Origin of the sequence: Pseudomonas sp. NFACC56-3, assembly GCF_900100025.1 — a bacterium.
GTDB classification, from domain to species: domain Bacteria; phylum Pseudomonadota; class Gammaproteobacteria; order Pseudomonadales; family Pseudomonadaceae; genus Aquipseudomonas; species Aquipseudomonas fluorescens_AA.
The window spans coordinates 1-19,263 of record NZ_FMTK01000010.1 but is presented as its reverse complement, the minus strand read 5'-3'; the positions used below and the strand labels follow the sequence as shown (position 1 = coordinate 19,263).

Genomic DNA, 19,263 nt, shown 5'->3' with positions numbered 1-19,263 from the left:
GGCCTGACGTAAACACAACCTGTCAGGGAGTGTGGGACATGAACCTGGAAAAACGAATCAAGCGCAACCTGTTGGGCACGGCGGGCGATCTGCCCAGCAGCACCTGGCCTGCCGAATGGAAGCGACGTATCGGAGAAGGTTTCAGCGGTGCCGATCTCAAATTCGTCTCGAACAACGACATCCAGCGTCGGTTCGTCCATCTTTATGGCGAGGCACAAGCGGCCATCGAGTTCGCTTTGCCGATCGATTTGCGCCTGACGGCGCAACCCGGCTACCAGGTCCGGTTCCTGTACCAGCCGACGCAGCAAGCGAGCGAAAACCCAAGGGTGGTGGCGTATTTCAACGACGGGGCGCATTTCTGGACGCGGGAGTTGCAGACAAGCACCGCGAAGGAGGATCCCCGTGATTGGCTGATTTGCGATGACAGCATCGAGCTGAACGACGAAGTTACTCAGCCCAAGGCGACATTGGCCTTTGAGTCCGGACTGTTCAATCCATTTGCCGCGACCGCCGATGCAACGACCGATCCCGAGCTTGACCAACCCATCGCCCAAGAGCCGGGTTGGCCGGTCGACCCGGGCGATTTGCATTTTTCCGGCAAGGCCTTGGGAACGGAGGTCTCTCCCGAATTGGCCGCCGGTGTGACGGTGTTCGTGCACCTCAAACCGCTGGCGCTGAGTGCTCCCGAACCGATGCCCGAACTTTCCGGGATCAACGCCCGCTATTGGGTGGAAAAAGACGGGCGATCCTACATGCCGATCTGTCGGGGGGCAGGGGTGCACCATCTCATCCTGCCGGTGGCCGACGACTGCGGATGGGCCGGTGGCGGCGTTCATGTCGGCACGAGTGCCTACGTTTCCTTTACCGATCCGAACGAGGCCGGGCAGGCTGGGCTGCACGTGGTGCCGACAGACCCTGACGCGGACGACGACGCCCAGCACATCGCCAAGACCTGGGAAATTCGCAACGATGCCGATAAGGATGACACCGGCGTTAATGGCAAGACGGCCATCCTGCGCTTCGAAAGTGTCTACCATGCCGACCCCCATGAAGGGTTGGCCTGTATTGTCGGACCTTACCGATTGGATATCGTCAACCATCGGTTGCCGGATTTCTGGCCCAACGTCGCGCAAGACGAAACCATCGATCTTCATGTCAAGGTGCGTTATATCGTCTCCGGCAACATCGAGCCCGACGTCGCCGTGGAGTGGCGTCACGAGAGCGAGCTGTTGGACACCAAGTTCACCCGGGCGGATGGTTGGGCCACGTTTGTCTACCAGCCTACTGCCGATACCCAGGTGATTGCGGCGATCGACAGTCCTTACAAAGCCGAAGCCGATAAGCATGCGCACGTCTTCGACATCAAGACCATCCCGACCCGCCTGTGGGGCCAATTCGAACTCAGCGTCGACGGGACGGAGATCTCTCCCGACAACCATTTGTGGTTCCTGCCCGGCCAGACCTATCAACTGACCCTCAAGCCACGCGCCGACAGCGTGCTGATCGGCCAGGACCTGGCGTTCAGCGTCGATCCGGAGCAGCGCTTGCAGCTCGAACCGGCCGGTGATCGTACCCTGACCGCCAGCGGCCTCAGCTGGAGCATCACGACGGCAGCAGACGCCAGCGGCGATTTCGCTCTGCGCCTGGATTGCCTTCGTTTCAAGCAGCCACCGACTCTCAACGGCGGTGTCAACGATTTACCGGCCTTGAGCATTGCCGAGGCGCCCGGCACCGAGCTCGATCCGCTCGCTGCGCTGGAGACGTTGACGGCGGTGGTGCCGCACTATGATGGCATGCGCGGCACTGACAAGATCCGCGTGACCTGGACCGGGGCGGCCGGCAGCCCGGAGGAGGGTTCGCACACCACTGAACCGGTTGAAGTGGGAACGGTAGGGGAAAAATCGATCCCGTTGCCGGTGGTGTTGATTGCCTACAGCCTGGGGCGTTCGGTGACGGTCAGCTACACCGTGACGCCTGACGGCGGGAGTGAGTCGCCGTCATCGGATTTGTTTCACCTGGCGATACAAGTCATTGCCGAGGAGGAACTGTTGGTAGCCAAGCCGAGGATGCTGGAGGCCGCCAACCTAGGTGAGGGGGCTGAGTTTGACGTGCGCAACTTGACCGCAGACGCCACGTTACGCATCGATAGCTGGCCGCATATAGCACACGGCCAACGCACGTGGATACGCGTGGAGGGTACGAAGAACGATGGCTCGGATTACGAGAGGGTATGGAATGGAACGGGTAATTGGGTGGGCGTGGACTGGTATCGGGATGGATACAGTGAAAGACCCATTTCCTACATCGACCTGCAAGCGCTACGCGACGGCAGCACATTGACGCTAAAGCTCAAGGCCTCCTTCAACAAGAGCCATGATGAGGCCGAAGCCACTCTCTTCCCGCAACGCACCTATACCATCCGCGCCGCCCTGAACCTGTCCGCCTCCAGCATCAAGCAGGCGACCGGCAACGCGCCCAGCCAACAACTCAATCCAGTGGCGGCCAAGGATGCCCTGACCGTGGTGATTCCGGATTACGGTGTCCTTCCCGGCGATCAGGTCAGCGTGACCTGGACAGGCACTGAAGGTGACGGCTCTTGCGTCGTCCCCGCGCAAGCGGTGCCCGGCAATCGGGAGATCGAGGTTCCGGTAAAAGTGATTGCCTTTAATCTGGGCAGGTCGGTAACGGTCACATACGCAATCACCCGCAATGGCGAAATACGACCTCCGTCCGCTGCGTTGACGCTGGCAGTGCAGGCGATGCCCGCCGAAGCGCTGGAACCGAGCAAGCCGCGTATCCTCCAGGCTGCATCGGGCGGCAATGGCACCGAACTGGACGTGAACAGCGTGTCGGCCGATGTCTGGGCGCGCGTTGATAGCTGGCCGCATGTGGCACACGAGCAACGCACATGGCTACGCGTGGAGGGCACCAAGATCGATGGTTCGACTTACGCTATTGATCTATGGCGAGGGCCGAGCAACTGGGTGAGCATGGAATGGTTTAACCGAGGATACGGTGAAAAAGAGATCCCTTACGCCGATCTGTTGGAGCTACGCGACGGCAGCACATTGAAGTTGGAGTTCAAGGCCTCCTTCAACAAGAGCACCGACGTGGCTCATGCCACCACGTTTCCGATACGAACCTATACGGTCCGGGCGGCATTCAACGCGTCCGCTCCCAGCATCAAGCAGGCCAGTGGTGCCGCGCCGAACCAGCAACTCAACCCAGTGGCGGCCAAGGATGCCCTGACCGTGGTGATTCCCAACTACGGTATTCATCCCGGTGATCAGGTCAAAGTGACCTGGGCCGGCACCTCTGGGGCCGGCTCCCATACCACCTCGCTGCTCGCGCTGCCCGCTAGCCGCGAGATTCCTATGCCGGTCGACGTGATTGCCTATAACCTTGGCCGACCGGTAACAGTCACCTATAGGGTGACTCGTGATGGCAAGGATTTGTCACCGTCAGCCCCTCTCAACCTGATGGTACAGACCTTCGCCCAAGACGATCTTCTAAGCGCCAAACCGAAGATCCTGCTGGGCGCCAACGAGGGTGAAGGCGCTGAGTTGGATCTGGAATCCGTCAGTGCCAACACCGCCTGTTGGGTCGGCGTCTGGCCCCATATCGCTCCGGATCAGGATGTGTGGCTGCGCCTCAAGGGCACCAAGGCCGACGGGACCGTCCCCTATGACCTGGATATCTGGGCACCGCCGCCACGGGGCCCGAGGGTCAATCCTGACTGGATAGACCGAGGCTTCTATGAGGTTCCAGCCGCCTATAGCTATTTGAAGGAGCTGAAGCACAGCAGCACCCTGACAATGGAGTTCAAGGCTGACTTGAGTAAAACCACAAACGAGGCCAATGCGACCACCTTCCCGCTTCGTACCTATACCGTCAAACTGGCGTCCTCACCGACACTGGTCAGCGTCAAGGGGGCCAATGATCAGGAGGTCGAGGAAGATGCTTTCGTCTTTAGCGCTGCGGTGAACAGGTTCAAGTTGTCGGGGCTGGCTGGCAAGGGCCAGAAAGTCGAGATCTTCGATGGCAATGGATCCAGTGCGGTGTCCAAGGGCCAAGCGACAGCTGATCAAACAACCGGTCTTTGGGACCTCAATATAACCGTTGACGAAGGCGCCCGCCGCCTCTATGCCAAGGCGCTTTATCCCACCAGCGGGTCGATATATTCGAACGTGCGCACGTTCACGGTCGTAGAACTGGTCAGACCGACTCTCGACAGCGTTAAAAACGCCAAAGGCGGAGAGATTCCGGATGATGGGCTCACCGTCAGTACCTCGTTGAAACTGTCGGGCCAGGCAAGTAAAGGCCTTAACGTCGAAATCTTCGAAGGCGAGGGGGGCACTGCGGTTTCCAAGGGACAGGCGACAGCCGATCGAACCACCGGTATCTGGAACCACGATATCACCGTCGAAGTAGCCCCTTGTCGTCTCTATGCCAAGTCGCGCTATCACAGCGGCAACGTATATTCGAATGTACGCAACCTTACGGTCGTGCCGCTTATGGATCCGACCTTTAGAGATGTTCAAGACATTAACCACCAGACAGTGGAGCACGGGGGTTACACCACCAGTACCTTTCTGTACTTGTATGGTCAGGCAAGCAGGGGCCAGGCAGTCGAGATCTGGGTCAGTACTGATTTGGGATTTCCGGTTTACAGGACTTTCGCGAGAGCTGATCCTCAAAACGGTTATTGGATTGGCTACCTAACGGTTGAGATAGGCCTCCATATTATTTTCGCCAAGTCGCTCTATCACAGCGGTCTCCCTGTATTCTCAAACGTGCGCACGGTTGTGGTCGTGGCTGGTTAAACCGACCATCGATAGGATTCAGGACGATATTCCATACCGCAGCGAAAGCAAGCGATGACAGATTCTTATTAGACGCGAGACGGCAGGTCTTCCTGCCAAGTCGCGGTGGCACCACCACTGTCGGATATCTATAAGGCAGATAATAGATAGAGAAAATACCCGTTATATAGATATTCGACCTGATTCTATGATGGCCTCAACCTCCCCGAAGATAGGAGCCCATCATGCAGACATGCCCCAATATCACCAAGCCTGGACTGCGACCTTTTAGCCATCTGCAGCACCCCCGCGAGGTCATTCGCCAGTTCACCCCCAACTGGTTCGCCGCCACCATGGGCACCGGTGTCCTGGCGCTGGCCTTGGCGCAGTGGCCGGTTGACTTTCCGGGGCTACAAGGTTTCGCCGAAGGCCTGTGGCTGTTCAACACGCTGCTGTTCGCCCTGTTCTGCCTGCTCTACACCGCCCGCTGGGTTCTGTTCTTCCACGAAGCCCGGCGGATCTTCGGCCATTCCACCGTCTCGATGTTCTTCGGCACCATCCCCATGGGGCTGGCGACCATCATCAACGGCCTGCTGGTGTTCGGCCTGCCGCGCTGGGGCGAGGGCGTGGTGCCGTTGGCCGAGGTGCTGTGGTGGGTTGATGTAGCGATGTCCTTGGCGTGCGGCGTGTTGATTCCGTTTCTGATGTTCACCCGTCAGGAACACCGGATCGACCAGATGACCGCCGTGTGGTTGTTGCCGGTGGTGGCCGCCGAAGTCGCGGCGGCCAGTGGTGGGCTGTTGGCGCCGCATCTGGCGGACGTTCATTCGCAAATGATCATGCTGGTCGCCAGCTACGTGCTCTGGGCCTTTTCCCTGCCGGTGGCGTTCAGCATCCTGACAATCCTGCTGTTGCGCATGGCCCTGCACAAACTGCCCCACGAGAACATGGCCGCTTCTAGCTGGTTGGCCCTCGGTCCCATCGGCACCGGTGCCCTCGGCATGTTGTTACTGGGGGGCGATGCCCCGATGATCTTTGCCGCCAATGGCTTGCCGGGCGTCGGCGATATTGCCGCCGGGCTGGGGCTGGTGGCGGGCATTACGCTATGGGGCTTCGGGCTCTGGTGGATGGTGATGGCGCTGTTGATCACCGCACGCTACTTGCGCACCGGTATCCCGTTCAACCTCGGTTGGTGGGGCTTTACCTTCCCCTTGGGCGTGTTTGCGCTGACCACGCTGAAACTGGCGGACCTGCTGAAACTGGAATTCTTCAGCGTCTTCGGCAGTGTGCTGGTGGCGATGCTGGTTGTGCTGTGGCTGATCGTCGCCCGACGCACGCTGCTGGGCGCCTGGCACGGTGAGTTGTTTGTGTCGCCGTGCATTGCGGGGCTGGCGAAATAATCGTTAAAGACAGGTAATGTGTGGCCTGGATCGAAAAACGTTCATTCCAATAAGCGTCCACGCCACTCAGGAACATGGAAGATGAGTCACCCTTCGCAGTTCACCTTGCTTCGTACGCGGCGTTTCCTGCCGTTCTTCATCACGCAGTCCCTTGGCGCGTTCAACGACAACATTTTCAAGCAGTCGCTGATTCTTGCCATTCTCTACAAACTGACCATCGAGGGGGACCGCTCGATCTGGGTCAACCTCTGCGCGTTGCTGTTTATCCTGCCGTTCTTTCTGTTCTCGGCGCTGGCGGGGCAGTTTGGGGAAAAATTCGCCAAGGATGCGCTGATTCGCCTGATCAAGCTCGGCGAAATCGTCATCATGGCGGTCGGCGCCGTGGGCTTCATGTTCGATCATTTGTGGTTGATGCTGCTGGCGCTGTTCGCCATGGGCACGCATTCGGCGCTGTTCGGTCCGGTGAAGTATTCGATCCTGCCCCAGGCCTTGCATGAGGAAGAGTTGGTCGGAGGCAACGGCCTGGTGGAGATGGGGACTTTCCTGGCGATCCTGGCCGGCACCATTGGCGCCGGGATCATGATGTCCTCGGCGCATTACGCCCCGGTGGTGTCCACCGCGATCATCGGCGTGGCCGTGCTCGGTTACCTGGCCAGTCGCGGCATTCCACGCGCGGCGGCGGCCTCGCCGCAAATGCGCCTGAACTGGAACATCTTCAGCCAATCCTGGGCCACCCTGAAGCTGGGCTTGGGGCAAACCCCGGCGGTGTCCCGTTCGATTGTCGGCAACTCCTGGTTCTGGTTCGTCGGGGCGATTTACCTGACGCAGATCCCGGCCTATGCCAAGGAGTGGATGCACGGTGACGAAACCGTAGTGACCCTGATCCTGACGGTGTTCTCGGTGGGGATCGCGTTGGGTTCGATGCTCTGTGAAAAGCTGTCCGGACGCAAAGTCGAGATCGGCCTGGTGCCGTTCGGCTCGTTCGGGCTGACGGTGTTCGGGCTGTTGCTGTGGTGGCATTCCGGTGGAATTCCCGACAGCGTCGAGGGGCACGGTTGGCTTGAAGTGCTCGGTTTCGGTCACGCCTGGCTGGTGTTGATCGACATCCTTGGCCTGGGGGTGTTCGGTGGCTTCTATATCGTGCCGCTGTACGCGCTGATCCAGTCGCGCACGGTGGAGAACGAACGAGCACGGGTGATCGCCGCCAACAACATTCTCAACGCGTTGTTCATGGTGGTCTCGGCCATCGTTTCCATCGTCTTGCTGAGCCTGGCCAAGCTGTCGATCCCGCATTTGTTCTTGGTGGTGTCGCTGCTCAACATCGGCGTCAACGCCTACATCTTCAAGATCGTCCCCGAGTTCAGCATGCGTTTCATGATCTGGCTGCTGAGCCATTCCATGTACCGCGTGGAGCATCGCAACCTGGAGGCGATTCCCGATGAAGGGGCGGCGTTGCTGGTCTGCAACCATGTGTCTTTCGTCGATGCCTTGCTGATTGGCGGCGCGGTGCGTCGGCCGATTCGCTTCGTGATGTACTACAAGATCTACAACCTGCCCGTATTGAATTTCATCTTCCGCACCGCCGGGACGATTCCGATCGCCGGACGCCAGGAAGACATTCAGATCTACGAAAAGGCCTTCAGCCGGATCGCGCAGTACCTCAAGGACGGTGAGCTGGTGTGCATCTTCCCGGAAGGGAAGCTGACCGCTGACGGTGAGATCAATGAGTTCAAAAGCGGACTGACACGCATCCTCCAGGAAACCCCGGTGCCGGTGATTCCCCTGGCGCTGCAGGGGCTGTGGGGCAGTTTCTTCAGCCGCGACCCGGCCAAGGGGCTGTTTCGCCGGTTCTGGTCGCGGGTGACACTGGTGGCGGGTTCGGCGGTGGAGGTCGAGGCGGCAACGCCTGCGAGTTTGCAGGAGTTGGTGGGAGACTTGCGCGGCACTGTCCGCTAGGACAAAAAACTGTGGGAGCGAGCTTGCTCGCGATTGCAATCTGCCTGCTGGCATTGAGGTCACAGGCAGACCGCTATCGCGAGCAAGCTCGCTCCCACAGGTCAATCAGGCGCTGACCTTGAGCCCGATCAACCCCGCAACGATCAACGCCACGCTGGCCAGGCGAACCAGCGCCATCGACTCACCAAACAAAATGATCCCGGCGATCACCGTGCCCACGGCACCGACCCCGGTCCAGATCGCATAGGCGGTACCCAGCGGCAGCTCCTTCATGGCAAGGCCGAGCAGGCCGAGGCTGATCGCCATGGCGGCGATGGTCAGTGCAGTGGGGAGAGGGCGGCTGAAACCGTCGGTGTACTTCAGGCCGACAGCCCAGCCGACTTCGAACAGGCCGGCAAAAAATAGAATGATCCAGGACATCAAACACCTCATCGATGGATGGGGTCGTCCCCGGATTCAAGACTCAATCGAGCGGCGGGGTCGTCCCCGCCTGGATGGATAGAGTGCCAATGATTGACCACTCGATCAAGTTTGCCCTAGTCAGCGGTTTGCCGGGCGGCCAGAGTTTCACGGTCCTGTTTTTCGCTCATGCGCCGGAAGTACGTGGAGAGCAAAGCCCCGGAAATATTGTGCCAGACGCTGAACAGCGCGCTGGGGACCGCCGCCAGCGGCGAGAAATGCGCGCTGGCCAGGGCAGCGCCCAAGCCGGAGTTCTGCATGCCCACTTCCAGTGCCAGGGATTTGCGCTGGGCCAGCGGCAGCTTGAACAGATGCCCGGTGAAGTAACCCAGCAAAAAACCGAAGCTGTTGTGCAGCATCACCACGGCCATGATCAACAGGCCCGATTCGGCAATTTTTGCCTGGCTGGCGGCGACGACGGCGGTGACGATGATGACGATGCTCACCACCGACACCAGCGGCAACACCTCCACGACATGGCGCACCTTGTCACCCAGCAGCCGCTGTGCCACCACGCCCAGCACGATCGGCAGCAGCACCACTTGCAGGATCGACCAGAACAGCTCCATGAATGACACCGGCAGCCAGGCCGAGGCCAGCAACCAGATCAGCGCCGGGGTCAGCAGCGGCGCGAGCAGGGTGGTGACGGCGGCGATGGCCACCGACAGTGCCAGGTCGCCGCGGGCCAGCCAGGTCATGACATTCGATGAGGTTCCGCTTGGGCAGCAGCCCACCAGAATCACGCCGACGGCAATTTCCGGTGGCAGATGGAAAACTTGGCAGAGCAACCACGCCACACCGGGCATGATCACGAAATGAGCGACCACGCCCAGGGCCACGCGCCAGGGATGGCGTGCGACTTCGGCGAAGTCTTCGAGCTTGAGGGTCAGGCCCATGCCGAACATCACCAGCCCGAGCAGCGGCACGATGGCGCTTTTCAGGCCGATGAACCAGGCCGGCTGCAAAAATGCCACAACGGCGAAAATCAGTACCCAGTAAGCGAAGGTATTGCCGACAAAGCGGCTCAATGCAGCCAGTGCGCGCATGACCTGATCCTTATTATTAAGAACATCCAATACTCATGTGGGAGCGAGCTTGCTCGCGATAGCGGAGTGTCAGTCAATATCTCGGTGGCTGTCATACCGCTATCGCGAGCAAGCTCGCTCCCACAGGGTAGCTATCCGCCGGGTTTAGATCCCCTGCGGCATCTCTTCCCCACCCAACGCTTCAACCAGCGCCGGCAGGAACTCGCCGAACGTCAACATCATCAGCGTGAAGCTGGCGTCCAGCTGGCCGAGGGCTTCGTCGCCACCGTCCTGCTCCGCCTGGTCCTGCAGCAGGTCTTCGAATTTCAGGCGTTTGACCACCATCTTGTCGTCGAGCACGAAGGACAGCTTGTCCTGCCAGGCCAGCGACAATTGTGTCACCACCTTGCCGGTGTTCAGGTGCAGCTGGATTTCGTCGCTGGTCAGGTCCTGGCGCTTGCAGCGCACGATGCCGCCGTCTTCGTGAGTGTCGCGCAGCTCGCATTCATCCAGCACGAAGAAATCGTCCGCGGCTTTCTGGGTCTTGACCCAGTCGGTCATGGTGGCGGTCGGGGCCATCTTGACCGTCAGTGGGCGTACCGGCAGTGAGCCGATGACTTCGCGCAGGGTGGACAGCAGGTCTTCGGCGCGTTTCGGGCTGGCCGAGTTCACCAGGATCAGGCCCTGTTTCGGGGCGATGGCGGCGAAGGTGGACGAGCGACGGATGAAGGCACGGGGCAGGAACGCCTGGATGATTTCATCCTTGAGTTGGTCGCGTTCCTTTTTATAGACCTTGCGCATTTGCTCGGCTTCGATCTCTTCGACCTTTTCCTTCAGGGCGTCGCGCACGACGCTGCCCGGCAGGATGCGTTCTTCCTTGCGCGCGGCGATCAGCAGGAAGTCCTGGCTGACATGCACCAATGGCGCGTCTTCGCCTTTGCCAAACGGCGCGACGAAACCGTAAGTGGTCAACTCCTGGCTTGCACATGGACGCGCCAGTTTGCTGGCCAGTGCAGTTTCCAACGCCTCGGCATCAAAAGGCAGATCTTGGGTCAGGCGATAGATAAGCAGGTTTTTGAACCACATGGGGTGAGTCTCTCCTTTATACAAAGGGGGGCATTATTCTCTTCGCGGCGCCATAGGCCAACCCTTCGCTAAGCCTTTGGAAGGCCTGAAAAAATTAATTTAAAAAGTGCTTGCCAGCTTAGGGAGTGCTCCGTAGAATGCGCGCCACACCGAAAGCGAAGGGTGATTAGCTCAGCTGGGAGAGCGTCTGCCTTACAAGCAGAATGTCGGCGGTTCGATCCCGTCATCACCCACCATTCGTTCAACGTGTTACGCGCAGCGGTAGTTCAGTCGGTTAGAATACCGGCCTGTCACGCCGGGGGTCGCGGGTTCGAGTCCCGTCCGCTGCGCCATATTCGGTTACCTGGAACACTGAACGCCAGGTCACCACGGAAAGCCCGCTAACGCGGGCTTTTTGCTGTTTGCGGTTCCCGCGGTGTGTGTTGCTCATGTTTTTTTCTGAATTCGCCAATTAAATCAGCATGTTATGAAAAACTGTGAGAGAATGCGCCCCGCATCGAAAGTGAAGGGTGATTAGCTCAGCTGGGAGAGCGTCTGCCTTACAAGCAGAATGTCGGCGGTTCGATCCCGTCATCACCCACCAAACTTTCAATGTTACGCGCAGCGGTAGTTCAGTCGGTTAGAATACCGGCCTGTCACGCCGGGGGTCGCGGGTTCGAGTCCCGTCCGCTGCGCCATATTCGGTTTCCTGGCCCACTGAACGCCAGGTCATCCACGAAAAGCCCGCTCAATCGAGCGGGCTTTTTGCTGTCTGGGATTTACCGGCTATCTACTGCTCGGCATTGCGGCTGTGACGGTAATCGCTGACCGCCTCATACACCGCTTTACGCAAACGGTTGATGCCACCGATAGGGCGATGGGCCTCGATGCCGAACCATGGGTTGAACGACTGGTTGTCGCACGCCAGGTTCAGCTTGGGCGTGTCGAAATCCTGGGCTGGCACCTTGATTCGCGCCACGGTCTCGAACGGTGCATCACTTTCCTGCCATTCAATACTGGTGTCTTCGATCGGCATGTACTTGCTCGGATCCTGCCGTTGGATCTGCAGGACGAAACACGCCGGCACGCGGTCTGTGGATAACTGTTGATTCAATGCGCTACGCAGGAAGTTCGGCAGGTCCTGGTTCTGGGGAGGCAGGGTATAGCTTGGGCAGCTGTCCGGGTCCGGCGCGACGCGAAACTTGGCATTGGCTTCGCCGAATTTGTAAGGCGATACCGAGAAGTAAGTGGTCTGGGTCGGACTGGCCGGGGGAGGCGAGAGGGTCGCCAGGGCGATAAATAGATGACGGATCTGCCAGGTGCGCGGGTCCAAGCTCGGAAAGAACGCCATCGCCTTCTTCCCGTCAGCCTGAGCGGCCACATTCTGACGGTACTCGGCGACATCACTGACAAAGAAGTTCGGATGATTGAACATTACGAAATCCTGCTCGCCCTGTGATTGCCGGTCAGCAAGCAGTTGCTTGCCCGGTACGTTCAGCAGCTTGATCGCCATCCCCCGTGCATCGCGCAGGCTGTCGAATTGCGGATAAGCGTTGCCGTTGGACAGGCGGATTGTGGCCTGCCAAGTCTTGCCCGGTTCGGCAAACACGCCTTGGCGCAACGGCGCCGGCAGGTCGCTCGGCACCTGGACCTCGGCCATGACGCAACCGTGAGCCTTGGCATGGGCGTCGCGCAGGTAACGCGTGCCTTCGCGGTGCTGATCGACGATGCGGATCGCGGTCTGGATGATGTCCTGGGTCATGGCGGCTTCGCCGGGCGCGATCTGTTCTTTGTCCGGGACCGGTCCCTTGTGCTGCCAGGCAAACCAGGCCGTGGACAGGGCCCAGCCGAGCAACCCGATACCCAGCAGCCACAAGAGCGTCTTGCCCAAAAAGGCGCCGAGGCGCAGCCAGAGGGTGATCAACATGCCAACATCCTTTTACCGGTGAGGTTCATCATTACAGTTGCGACTCCAGTGGCCCGCCCAGCACTTTTAAATACTCCAGCAAGGCCCAGCGTTCCTGCGGTTGCAGCAAGCGGCCAATGACGCCGTTACCGCGCTCGCCCGCGCGGAACTCATGGCCGCTGTTGTGATTGCCGGTAATCCGGGTGTCGAAGAGAAAACCGTTGGTGAAGGCTTCGGTGCGATAGCCCAGGTGGCGCGGGTCGTATTCGAAGTTGCCCTTATAGAACGTGGTCGCCCGCTCGTCCTGGGGCGACAGCAACTGATAGATCGTCGGCACCGAGCCGTTGTGCAGGAACGGTGGCGTGGCCCAGACACCCGCCAGCGGCCGGGCCTTGTAGGCGCGCAGTTCACGCACGCCAATGGGCAGGCCAAAACCGTCCAGGGCCGGGCGTTCGACGGGGGTGACACCGGCGTCGCGGTAGGCGCGGTTTTCGACGAAGGCGGTAACGTAGGCCAGGCCTTTGGCGACCGAAAGCTGACTCAGGTCCAGCGGCTCCGTCGGGGTCGGGTGCAGTTGCACGTCCAGCTTCGCCAGCTCGGCCGGGTCCCACTGCAGGCTGGTCAGGTCGAAGCGGTGGTCGGCGATGTTATTGGCGGTGCCGGGGTCGGTGCCGATCACCTGCACAGGCAGCATGTGCAATTGCTGCACCGGCCTGTCAGGGCCCTGGACCACTTTGGGTACATGGCAGCCGGCGCAGTTTTCGGTGAACAGGGCCCGGCCCTTGGCGGCCAAGGGTTTATCGATCGCGCCCAGCAATGCTTCCGGCCACACGGGCGGTTTGAGCAGTTGCAGGGTTTCTTCGATCTTGTTCAAGTCGCGCACGCGTACGCTGGAAGGGTATCGCGCGTCGCCCTGCAGCGGTTTGCCCTGGGCGTCGAAGAAATTCAGCGTGGCACCGACCCCTAGCGCTTCACCGACGTTGCGGGCCATCGGTTGCTGGGCCGATCCGTTCCATTGCACCCAATCGAAGGTCCATATTTCCCACAACTGCGGGTAATCCACTGGAGCGTTGGCGACCCGGTAGTTTTCCGCCGAAATGGCGTCGCCGAAGCTGGCATTGGCGATGCGACCGAAAGCATCGGTACGCCCGGGGCCTTCTTCGGTGGGGTAGAGGCCGCGATGGGTATCGTTCCAGGCCACTCGCAGGAACGTGTCCAGGGAAGTCTTGAAGGCCTTGCGCAGTTCGTCGTGGCGGGCGTCGTAGTCCTTGTCCAGTACCTGGCGGGCGAAGCGTTCGAATTTCCAAGGGTTGTAGTAGGTAGATGCCAGACTGGCGACCAATGCCTGTCCGAAACTGCCACCACGTAGCGTAGGAACACTAGAAGGCAGTACGTGTTGGGCCGAGCCGCCGTCGATGCGTATGGCCTGGCCCTTGAAGTGCAATTCGCCGGTATGACACGCCGCGCAGGTGATATCCAGGAACTGCTCGGTGCTGCCCGGGTTCTGGTGTCGGGCGAACCCTACTGGCAAGTTGCCGGGGTTTTCAGGCGAGGCTTTCTGCGCCGGGTCGATCAGGAAGCCGAAGCGCGCCAGGTACTCCGGCGAAGCGAAGCGTTGTTGCGAAAAGGGCAATTCGAGGGCGGTGAACCAGTCGTAGCGCAGGCCTTTGACCTGGGTGCCCTGGGGCGTGAAGTAATACGTCTGGCGCTCGGCGGCGCTCCATTGATCCAGATAGTGCACCTGTTCGACGGGCGTGTAGAACGGCAAGCGGGGATTGGCGACGTAATAAAGCACCACGGCCACGGCGAGGATCAGCAGCGCGAGGAGCAGCAAGAGAATGCGAGAGAGAAGGCGCACGGTAACGTCCTTGTTTTTTTTGATAAGCCCTTATGCCTCAGTGCTGCGCGGCGGGCAAGTGGCCATTACCTTGGCCTGTGGGGGAGCGGCAATGTGTCCCTGTACGTAACGGATGACAGATGCTTCATTTGCCCAAGGTTAAAAAGCGTTTGCGGTCCTGAACTTATCATCACTTTGCGGCTCACATGCCGGTAGCCATTGGTCGTGGCCGCCTGATAAGCTCGCGGCTTTATTCGATTGCCCTTTAGGCGCATGAACAAGGAAATAGCATGAAACAGCATCGGTTGGCGGCGGCGGTGGCCCTGGTAGGCCTGGTACTCGCGGGTTGCGACTCGCAGACCAGCGTAGAGCTGAAAACCCCGGCGCAGAAAGCTTCCTACGGTATTGGCCTGAACATGGGCAAGAGCCTGGCTCAGGAAGGCATGGATGACCTGGACTCCAAAGCGGTCGCCCAGGGCATCGAAGATGCCGTCGGCAAGAAAGAACAGAAGCTGAAAGACGAAGAACTGGTCGAAGCCTTTGCCGCGCTGCAAAAGCGTGCCGAAGAGCGCATGGCCAAGATGAGCGAAGAGTCGGCAGCCGCTGGCAAGAAATTCCTCGAGGAAAACGGCAAGAAAGCCGGTGTGACCACCACCGCTTCCGGCCTGCAGTACGAAGTGGTTAAGAAAGCCGATGGCCCACAGCCTAAGCCGACCGACGTAGTGACCGTTCACTACACCGGCAAGCTGACCAACGGCACCGTGTTCGACAGCTCCGTCGAGCGTGGCAGCCCGATTGACCTGCCGGTCAGCGGCGTGATCCCGGGTTGGGTCGAAGGCCTGCAACTGATGCACGTCGGCGAGAAGTACAAGCTGTACATCCCGAGCGACCTGGCCTACGGCGCCCAGAGCCCGAGCCCGGCGATCCCGGCCAACTCGGTCCTGGTGTTCGACCTGGAACTGCTGGCGATCAAGGATCCGGCAAAAGAAGACGCAGCCAAGTAATCGCGTCTGCTATAACGACAACGCCTCGCTCATGCGGGGCGTTGTCGCATCTGGGCGTCGGCGAATGGCAAAAAAACCGAACGCACGGGACAGGCTACAGTCATAGGCAATACAGGCGCTGTGCTAGACGCAGTCAGCCGGTCAAGTCAATGAAATATTGGGTTTTTTTATGTGAGTAAAAAACGCCCGATCTAAGCCGGGGCCTTATGAAACGGGGCCTTCAGCGGTGAAATGCAGCTCTGTTCACAAGGTTATCCACAATTTGTGTGGATAACATTTCAGTGGGAGAAAAAATGAAGGCCCCGTGGAATTTTGCGCGATTTCTGCCCTTGGCAGGCCGCCTGCTGGCCCGCGGTCGATTACCGACGCTGCTCTTTGCCGTCGCCAGCAAAGGTGCCCGGGAGGGCGGACGGCTGGGCAAGCTCAAGGAGGACCTGCGCCTGTTGCAGGCCTTGTGCCTGGCTTACTGGCGGGGCGAATACCGCGCGGTCAGCGCCAAATCGATGTTGTCGGTGGTGGCGGGGCTCATGTATTTCCTCAGTCCCCTGGACGCGATTCCAGATATCTTGCCGATGTTTGGCATGTTCGACGATATCGCAGTGCTGGCATGGGTCATGAAAACCCTCGACGTCGAACTCGAAGCATTCCGCGCCTGGCGTTATCGGCAGTCTCCTGAGAAGCTGGCTCAAGTCGAAAGGCTTCCCGATACCCCCGAACAACTCCAGCTCCAAGGGCAGAAAAAGCCCTGATCCCCAGAGAATTCATCACCCCGCGACCTTAGCCAGCATTTAGGATTACACTTCCAAGGAAAAAGGCTGACTCGCTAAGTGTTGTTGTCCTACGGGGTAGACATGGATATTCAAATAATCACACGTGATGGAGAACCCGAGTACGCGGTTTTGCCGTGGGATCAGTACCAAGCGTTGTTGAAGGCAGCAGGCATCGATCAAGCTCCGCCGCGCGAAGCGACAGTCCGTCACGCGGCGGCACCCGGCCAGGTTCTCCCTGGCCTGGATCAGTTACGCAGTTTGCGCGAAGGGAAGGGCATCGCCATCGAGGCGCTGGCCCGCACGGTAGGTATCAGCCCGTCTTATCTGGCCTTGATCGAGAGCGGCGAGCGACAGCCCGATGCCGCGATTCGGCGCAGTCTGGCCTGGGAGTTGACGGTGCCGGGTTGGAGGGAAGAATCGTGAGCGTACGCATCAGTCGGCAGCATTGGGATGGGTTGTTGGGTGAATTGGACCAGGCGCGTCGCCAGCGCCATTTATTGACTTACCGCGCCTTGCTGGAGCGCTTGCAGCTCCCCAGCCCGGCCATGCAGACCTTGACCGCGGCCCTTGAACACCTGGCGGCGCTGGACGCCCGGGCGGAACAGCCGCTGCGCAGTTCCCTGGTGATCAGCCAAGGCGCGAGCCGGTTGCCGCGCACGGGGTTCTTCGAATGCGTTGAGCGCCTGGGCCGTTTTTCCGGGCCTTCCGATGGGGTGGCTGCCGCCTCCTGGCACGCTTCGGAAGTGGTCCGGGTGTTTGAATACGAATACCCCGAGTCGGCGGAGGCCTGAGTGCTCTGGCGACTCAAGGCGCGGGTTGGTTATTGGCTGGCGCGCCGGTTGTTTCACTGGTCCTGGTTCGTCCGCCAGGCGCGTGGCTGGGCCTGGCTCGAGGGCCAATTCTCGCGCATGGCGAACCTGGGCGACGTCGGTGCGCAAAGTTTCTATGGGCACATCCTCACGTTTCGCGGCCAAGGGCTGGGCGCCCGTGAAGAAGGCGTTCGCCTGCTGCGGCTGGCGGCTCTGGCCGGTGATGGCAAGGCGGCCTACCAGGTCGGCGTGATCAGCCTGGCCGGTACAACCAGCAAGGCGCCGGACCCGGTCGAAGCGGCACGCTGGTGGACCCTGGCGGCGAAAGCCGGGCATCCGTTGGCCGAGATCAAGCTCAAGGCACTCGAAGCTCGCGACCGCTAGTGTTATCCACAGGCTATTCGTGCCGCAGTCGGGCGGATTTAGCGAATCGCCCTACATCCTTTGTCCCGTTCCCCTGACTTAATTCCCCCGTCATCCCCGGCACAGTCTCGCGCTTCCTGAGTGCTGCGAGACGCTGCCCATGTTCGACCGTTTTTTCCTGCCGGCCCTTGAGCGAGCCCTGTCCTGATGGAGCAGGTGAGCCGTATCGAGCAGGAACTCGACAGCTTCGAAGACACCCTGGCGGTCTACCGCGAGCAACTTGAGGGCTGGTACAGCCGGGCGGCGGACCGGGCCAGCCACGCGGCCGACTTGCCCTCGCTGATGGGCATGGAGCGGCTGATCCGCTTCGGTGACAGCACCACCGTTGTCAGCAGCGGTGACGACGATTTCCTCTCCACGGTCGTCCAGTGCCCCCTGGGTGGGGTGATGACGATCGAGAGCAAGTTCGAGTCGGTGTACGACATCCCGCTGGGCGACGTCGTGGTGGATGTGGTGGAGGTGAACAGCGGCAAGGTCACGCCGGTGACCCTGGACGCCCAGGGGCTCGGGACTTTCGAGGGGGAGGCGGGCCAGTCCTATCGGGTCCATGTCCAGGGCGAGGTGTCTCCCGGGCAGATCGAGAAGCTGTTTTCTTCCTACGATGGCTTGACTCGGGATCTGACGGACTGGCTACGGGGTGAGTGGCAAGGTTTCAAGCCGCGATGGGCCCGGGAGTCCTTGGCGACCTCGGCGGCTGCGGTGGGGAACGGGTTGCTCGCCGGCAGTTGGGCGGCGATCGAGGGTGTGTGGGACAGCATCAGCCTGCTGTCGGACATCCTCAAGGATCCTGGTCGGTTTGCAGGGCGGTTGGGCGAAAGTGCCAAGCAGTTGGAGGACCTGGCCGAAAAAACGCCGCAGCTGATGGCCAAGCTGCAACTGCTGGTCAGCGACGAAGCGGCGCTGTGCCTGTTGGTGCGCACCGCCAGCCTCTGGCTGGAGATGCTGCCGCCCAGCGAAGTCGCCGGCGAAACGGCCGAAGCACTCTCGACCGTGGTGGTGCAGTGCGTGATCGACTTGCTGATCGGCGTGGTCTTGACCTTTGCCGGGGCGGGGGCTGGGATCGCCTACTTGTCGATGCGCTTGGCCAGGCACGGCGCAACCCTGCTGAACGCCATGCGGCGGTTCATCGAGGCGATTTTCTCGGTAGTCAGCGGTTTCTTGAGCTACGTGGACCGCTACAGAACCGTGGCGGCACGCGGCATCGCGGCGGGAATAAAAAAAGGCCGGCTGCAACTGCGCTGGGATGCGCAGCGCAACACCACGCTGAAAAAACACGAACCCCACGACGACGCCCCAGCCCAATCGAAAAACCCCAACGGCGACAGCGCCGACACCGCGGCCCAGACCCAGACCAGCGGCTGCCCGGTGTCGATGGTCACCGGCGAAGAACTGCTGACCCTGGACGACGGCACCCTCGACGGGCGCTTGCCGTTCGTCTTCACCCGGCTATACCGCACCAGCGCCGTCGCCCTGGACGTCGGCCTCGGGCGCGGCTGGAGCCATGCCCTGGCCCATCGCCTGGAGCTCAAGGACGCGCAGGTCACCTGGGTCGACCAGGAAAACCGCCGCACGATCTTTCCGTTGCCCACCACCCAGCGTCCGGCGATCCACAACAGCCTGGCCCGGGCGGCCATCTATCTGGGGGCCGAGCCGGACGAACTGATCATCGCCCAACCCGGGGAAAACGCCCCGTTCCTGCACTTTCGCGACGGCCACCTGATCGCCCTCAGCGACCGCTACGACAACCGCCTGACCGTGCAGCGCAACATCCACGGCGACATCAGCCGCCTGGACAACGGCGCCGGGC

Annotated in this window: 14 protein-coding genes and 4 tRNA genes; 13 read left to right on the top strand and 5 right to left on the bottom strand. The window is 60.6% G+C overall.

The window, feature by feature from the left end:
• Positions 1-38 precede the first annotated feature (38 nt).
• The 3 genes from BLO80_RS15165 (at position 39) to BLO80_RS15155 (ending at position 8,158) form a co-directional block, all read left to right on the top strand.
• Positions 39-4,823: a hypothetical protein gene (locus BLO80_RS15165; protein WP_092330395.1), complete on the top strand. Its 4,785-nt coding sequence runs from the start codon at positions 39-41 to the stop codon at positions 4,821-4,823.
• Between the two features lie 224 nt (positions 4,824-5,047).
• Positions 5,048-6,202 carry a TDT family transporter gene (locus BLO80_RS15160; protein ID WP_092330393.1) on the top strand — a complete coding sequence of 385 codons (1,155 nt, stop codon included), beginning with the start codon at positions 5,048-5,050 and terminating at the stop codon, positions 6,200-6,202.
• Positions 6,203-6,283: 81 nt separating this feature from the next.
• Positions 6,284-8,158 (top strand): MFS transporter, encoded by a 1,875-nt coding sequence (locus BLO80_RS15155; protein ID WP_092330390.1) that lies wholly within the window; start codon positions 6,284-6,286, stop codon positions 8,156-8,158.
• Positions 8,159-8,263: 105 nt separating this feature from the next.
• Here BLO80_RS15155 and sugE read toward each other — a convergent pair whose 3' ends face one another.
• The 3 genes from sugE to rdgC form a co-directional block, all read right to left on the bottom strand.
• Positions 8,264-8,578 carry a quaternary ammonium compound efflux SMR transporter SugE gene (sugE, locus tag BLO80_RS15150; protein WP_003204587.1) on the bottom strand — a complete coding sequence of 105 codons (315 nt, stop codon included), beginning with the start codon at positions 8,576-8,578 and terminating at the stop codon, positions 8,264-8,266.
• A gap of 116 nt (positions 8,579-8,694) precedes the next feature.
• Positions 8,695-9,663 carry a bile acid:sodium symporter family protein gene (locus tag BLO80_RS15145; protein ID WP_092330388.1) on the bottom strand — a complete coding sequence of 323 codons (969 nt, stop codon included), beginning with the start codon at positions 9,661-9,663 and terminating at the stop codon, positions 8,695-8,697.
• A gap of 144 nt (positions 9,664-9,807) precedes the next feature.
• Positions 9,808-10,728, bottom strand: coding sequence for a recombination-associated protein RdgC (gene rdgC, locus BLO80_RS15140; protein ID WP_092204091.1), 921 nt, complete (start codon positions 10,726-10,728; stop codon positions 9,808-9,810).
• Positions 10,729-10,888: 160 nt separating this feature from the next.
• Between rdgC and BLO80_RS15135 the strand changes: the two genes are divergently transcribed.
• The 4 genes from BLO80_RS15135 to BLO80_RS15120 all read left to right on the top strand — a co-directional run bounded on the left by BLO80_RS15135 (position 10,889) and on the right by BLO80_RS15120 (position 11,405).
• Positions 10,889-10,964: transfer RNA gene (locus tag BLO80_RS15135), tRNA-Val, on the top strand.
• 19 nt (positions 10,965-10,983) lie between these two features.
• Positions 10,984-11,060 (top strand) — tRNA-Asp (locus BLO80_RS15130).
• Between the two features lie 175 nt (positions 11,061-11,235).
• Positions 11,236-11,311: transfer RNA gene (locus BLO80_RS15125), tRNA-Val, on the top strand.
• A gap of 17 nt (positions 11,312-11,328) precedes the next feature.
• Positions 11,329-11,405: transfer RNA gene (locus tag BLO80_RS15120), tRNA-Asp, on the top strand.
• Between the two features lie 92 nt (positions 11,406-11,497).
• Here the strand turns inward: BLO80_RS15120 and BLO80_RS15115 are convergent.
• Together BLO80_RS15115 and BLO80_RS15110 are read right to left on the bottom strand one after the other, a co-directional pair.
• Positions 11,498-12,634 carry a catalase family protein gene (locus BLO80_RS15115; protein WP_092330385.1) on the bottom strand — a complete coding sequence of 379 codons (1,137 nt, stop codon included), beginning with the start codon at positions 12,632-12,634 and terminating at the stop codon, positions 11,498-11,500.
• Between the two features lie 31 nt (positions 12,635-12,665).
• Positions 12,666-14,471: a di-heme-cytochrome C peroxidase gene (locus tag BLO80_RS15110; protein WP_092330383.1), complete on the bottom strand. Its 1,806-nt coding sequence runs from the start codon at positions 14,469-14,471 to the stop codon at positions 12,666-12,668.
• 269 nt (positions 14,472-14,740) lie between these two features.
• On the opposite strand from BLO80_RS15110, the gene BLO80_RS15105 reads away from it, so the two are divergent.
• From BLO80_RS15105 to BLO80_RS15080, 6 genes are all read left to right on the top strand, one after another.
• The gene (locus BLO80_RS15105) at positions 14,741-15,454 is read left to right on the top strand and encodes a BamJ family beta-barrel-assembly machinery protein (protein ID WP_003204577.1); all 714 of its coding nucleotides are present in this window, start codon (positions 14,741-14,743) and stop codon (positions 15,452-15,454) included.
• A 293-nt stretch (positions 15,455-15,747) separates the two neighbouring features.
• Complete coding sequence (locus BLO80_RS15100) at positions 15,748-16,203, top strand: YkvA family protein (protein WP_072406553.1); 456 nt, start codon at positions 15,748-15,750, stop codon at positions 16,201-16,203.
• Between the two features lie 102 nt (positions 16,204-16,305).
• A complete protein-coding gene (locus BLO80_RS15095; RefSeq protein ID WP_053124879.1) occupies positions 16,306-16,647 on the top strand; it encodes a helix-turn-helix domain-containing protein in 342 nt (113 codons plus the stop codon).
• The gene (locus BLO80_RS15090; protein WP_003179080.1) at positions 16,644-17,015 is read left to right on the top strand and encodes a hypothetical protein; all 372 of its coding nucleotides are present in this window, start codon (positions 16,644-16,646) and stop codon (positions 17,013-17,015) included. Before BLO80_RS15095 ends, BLO80_RS15090 begins: the two co-directional genes overlap by 4 nt.
• The gene (locus BLO80_RS15085; protein WP_092330380.1) at positions 17,016-17,417 is read left to right on the top strand and encodes an SEL1-like repeat protein; all 402 of its coding nucleotides are present in this window, start codon (positions 17,016-17,018) and stop codon (positions 17,415-17,417) included.
• Positions 17,418-17,603: 186 nt separating this feature from the next.
• Positions 17,604-19,263 (top strand): DUF6531 domain-containing protein (locus tag BLO80_RS15080; RefSeq protein WP_256574212.1); only part of this gene is annotated, 1,660 nt, incomplete at its 3' end.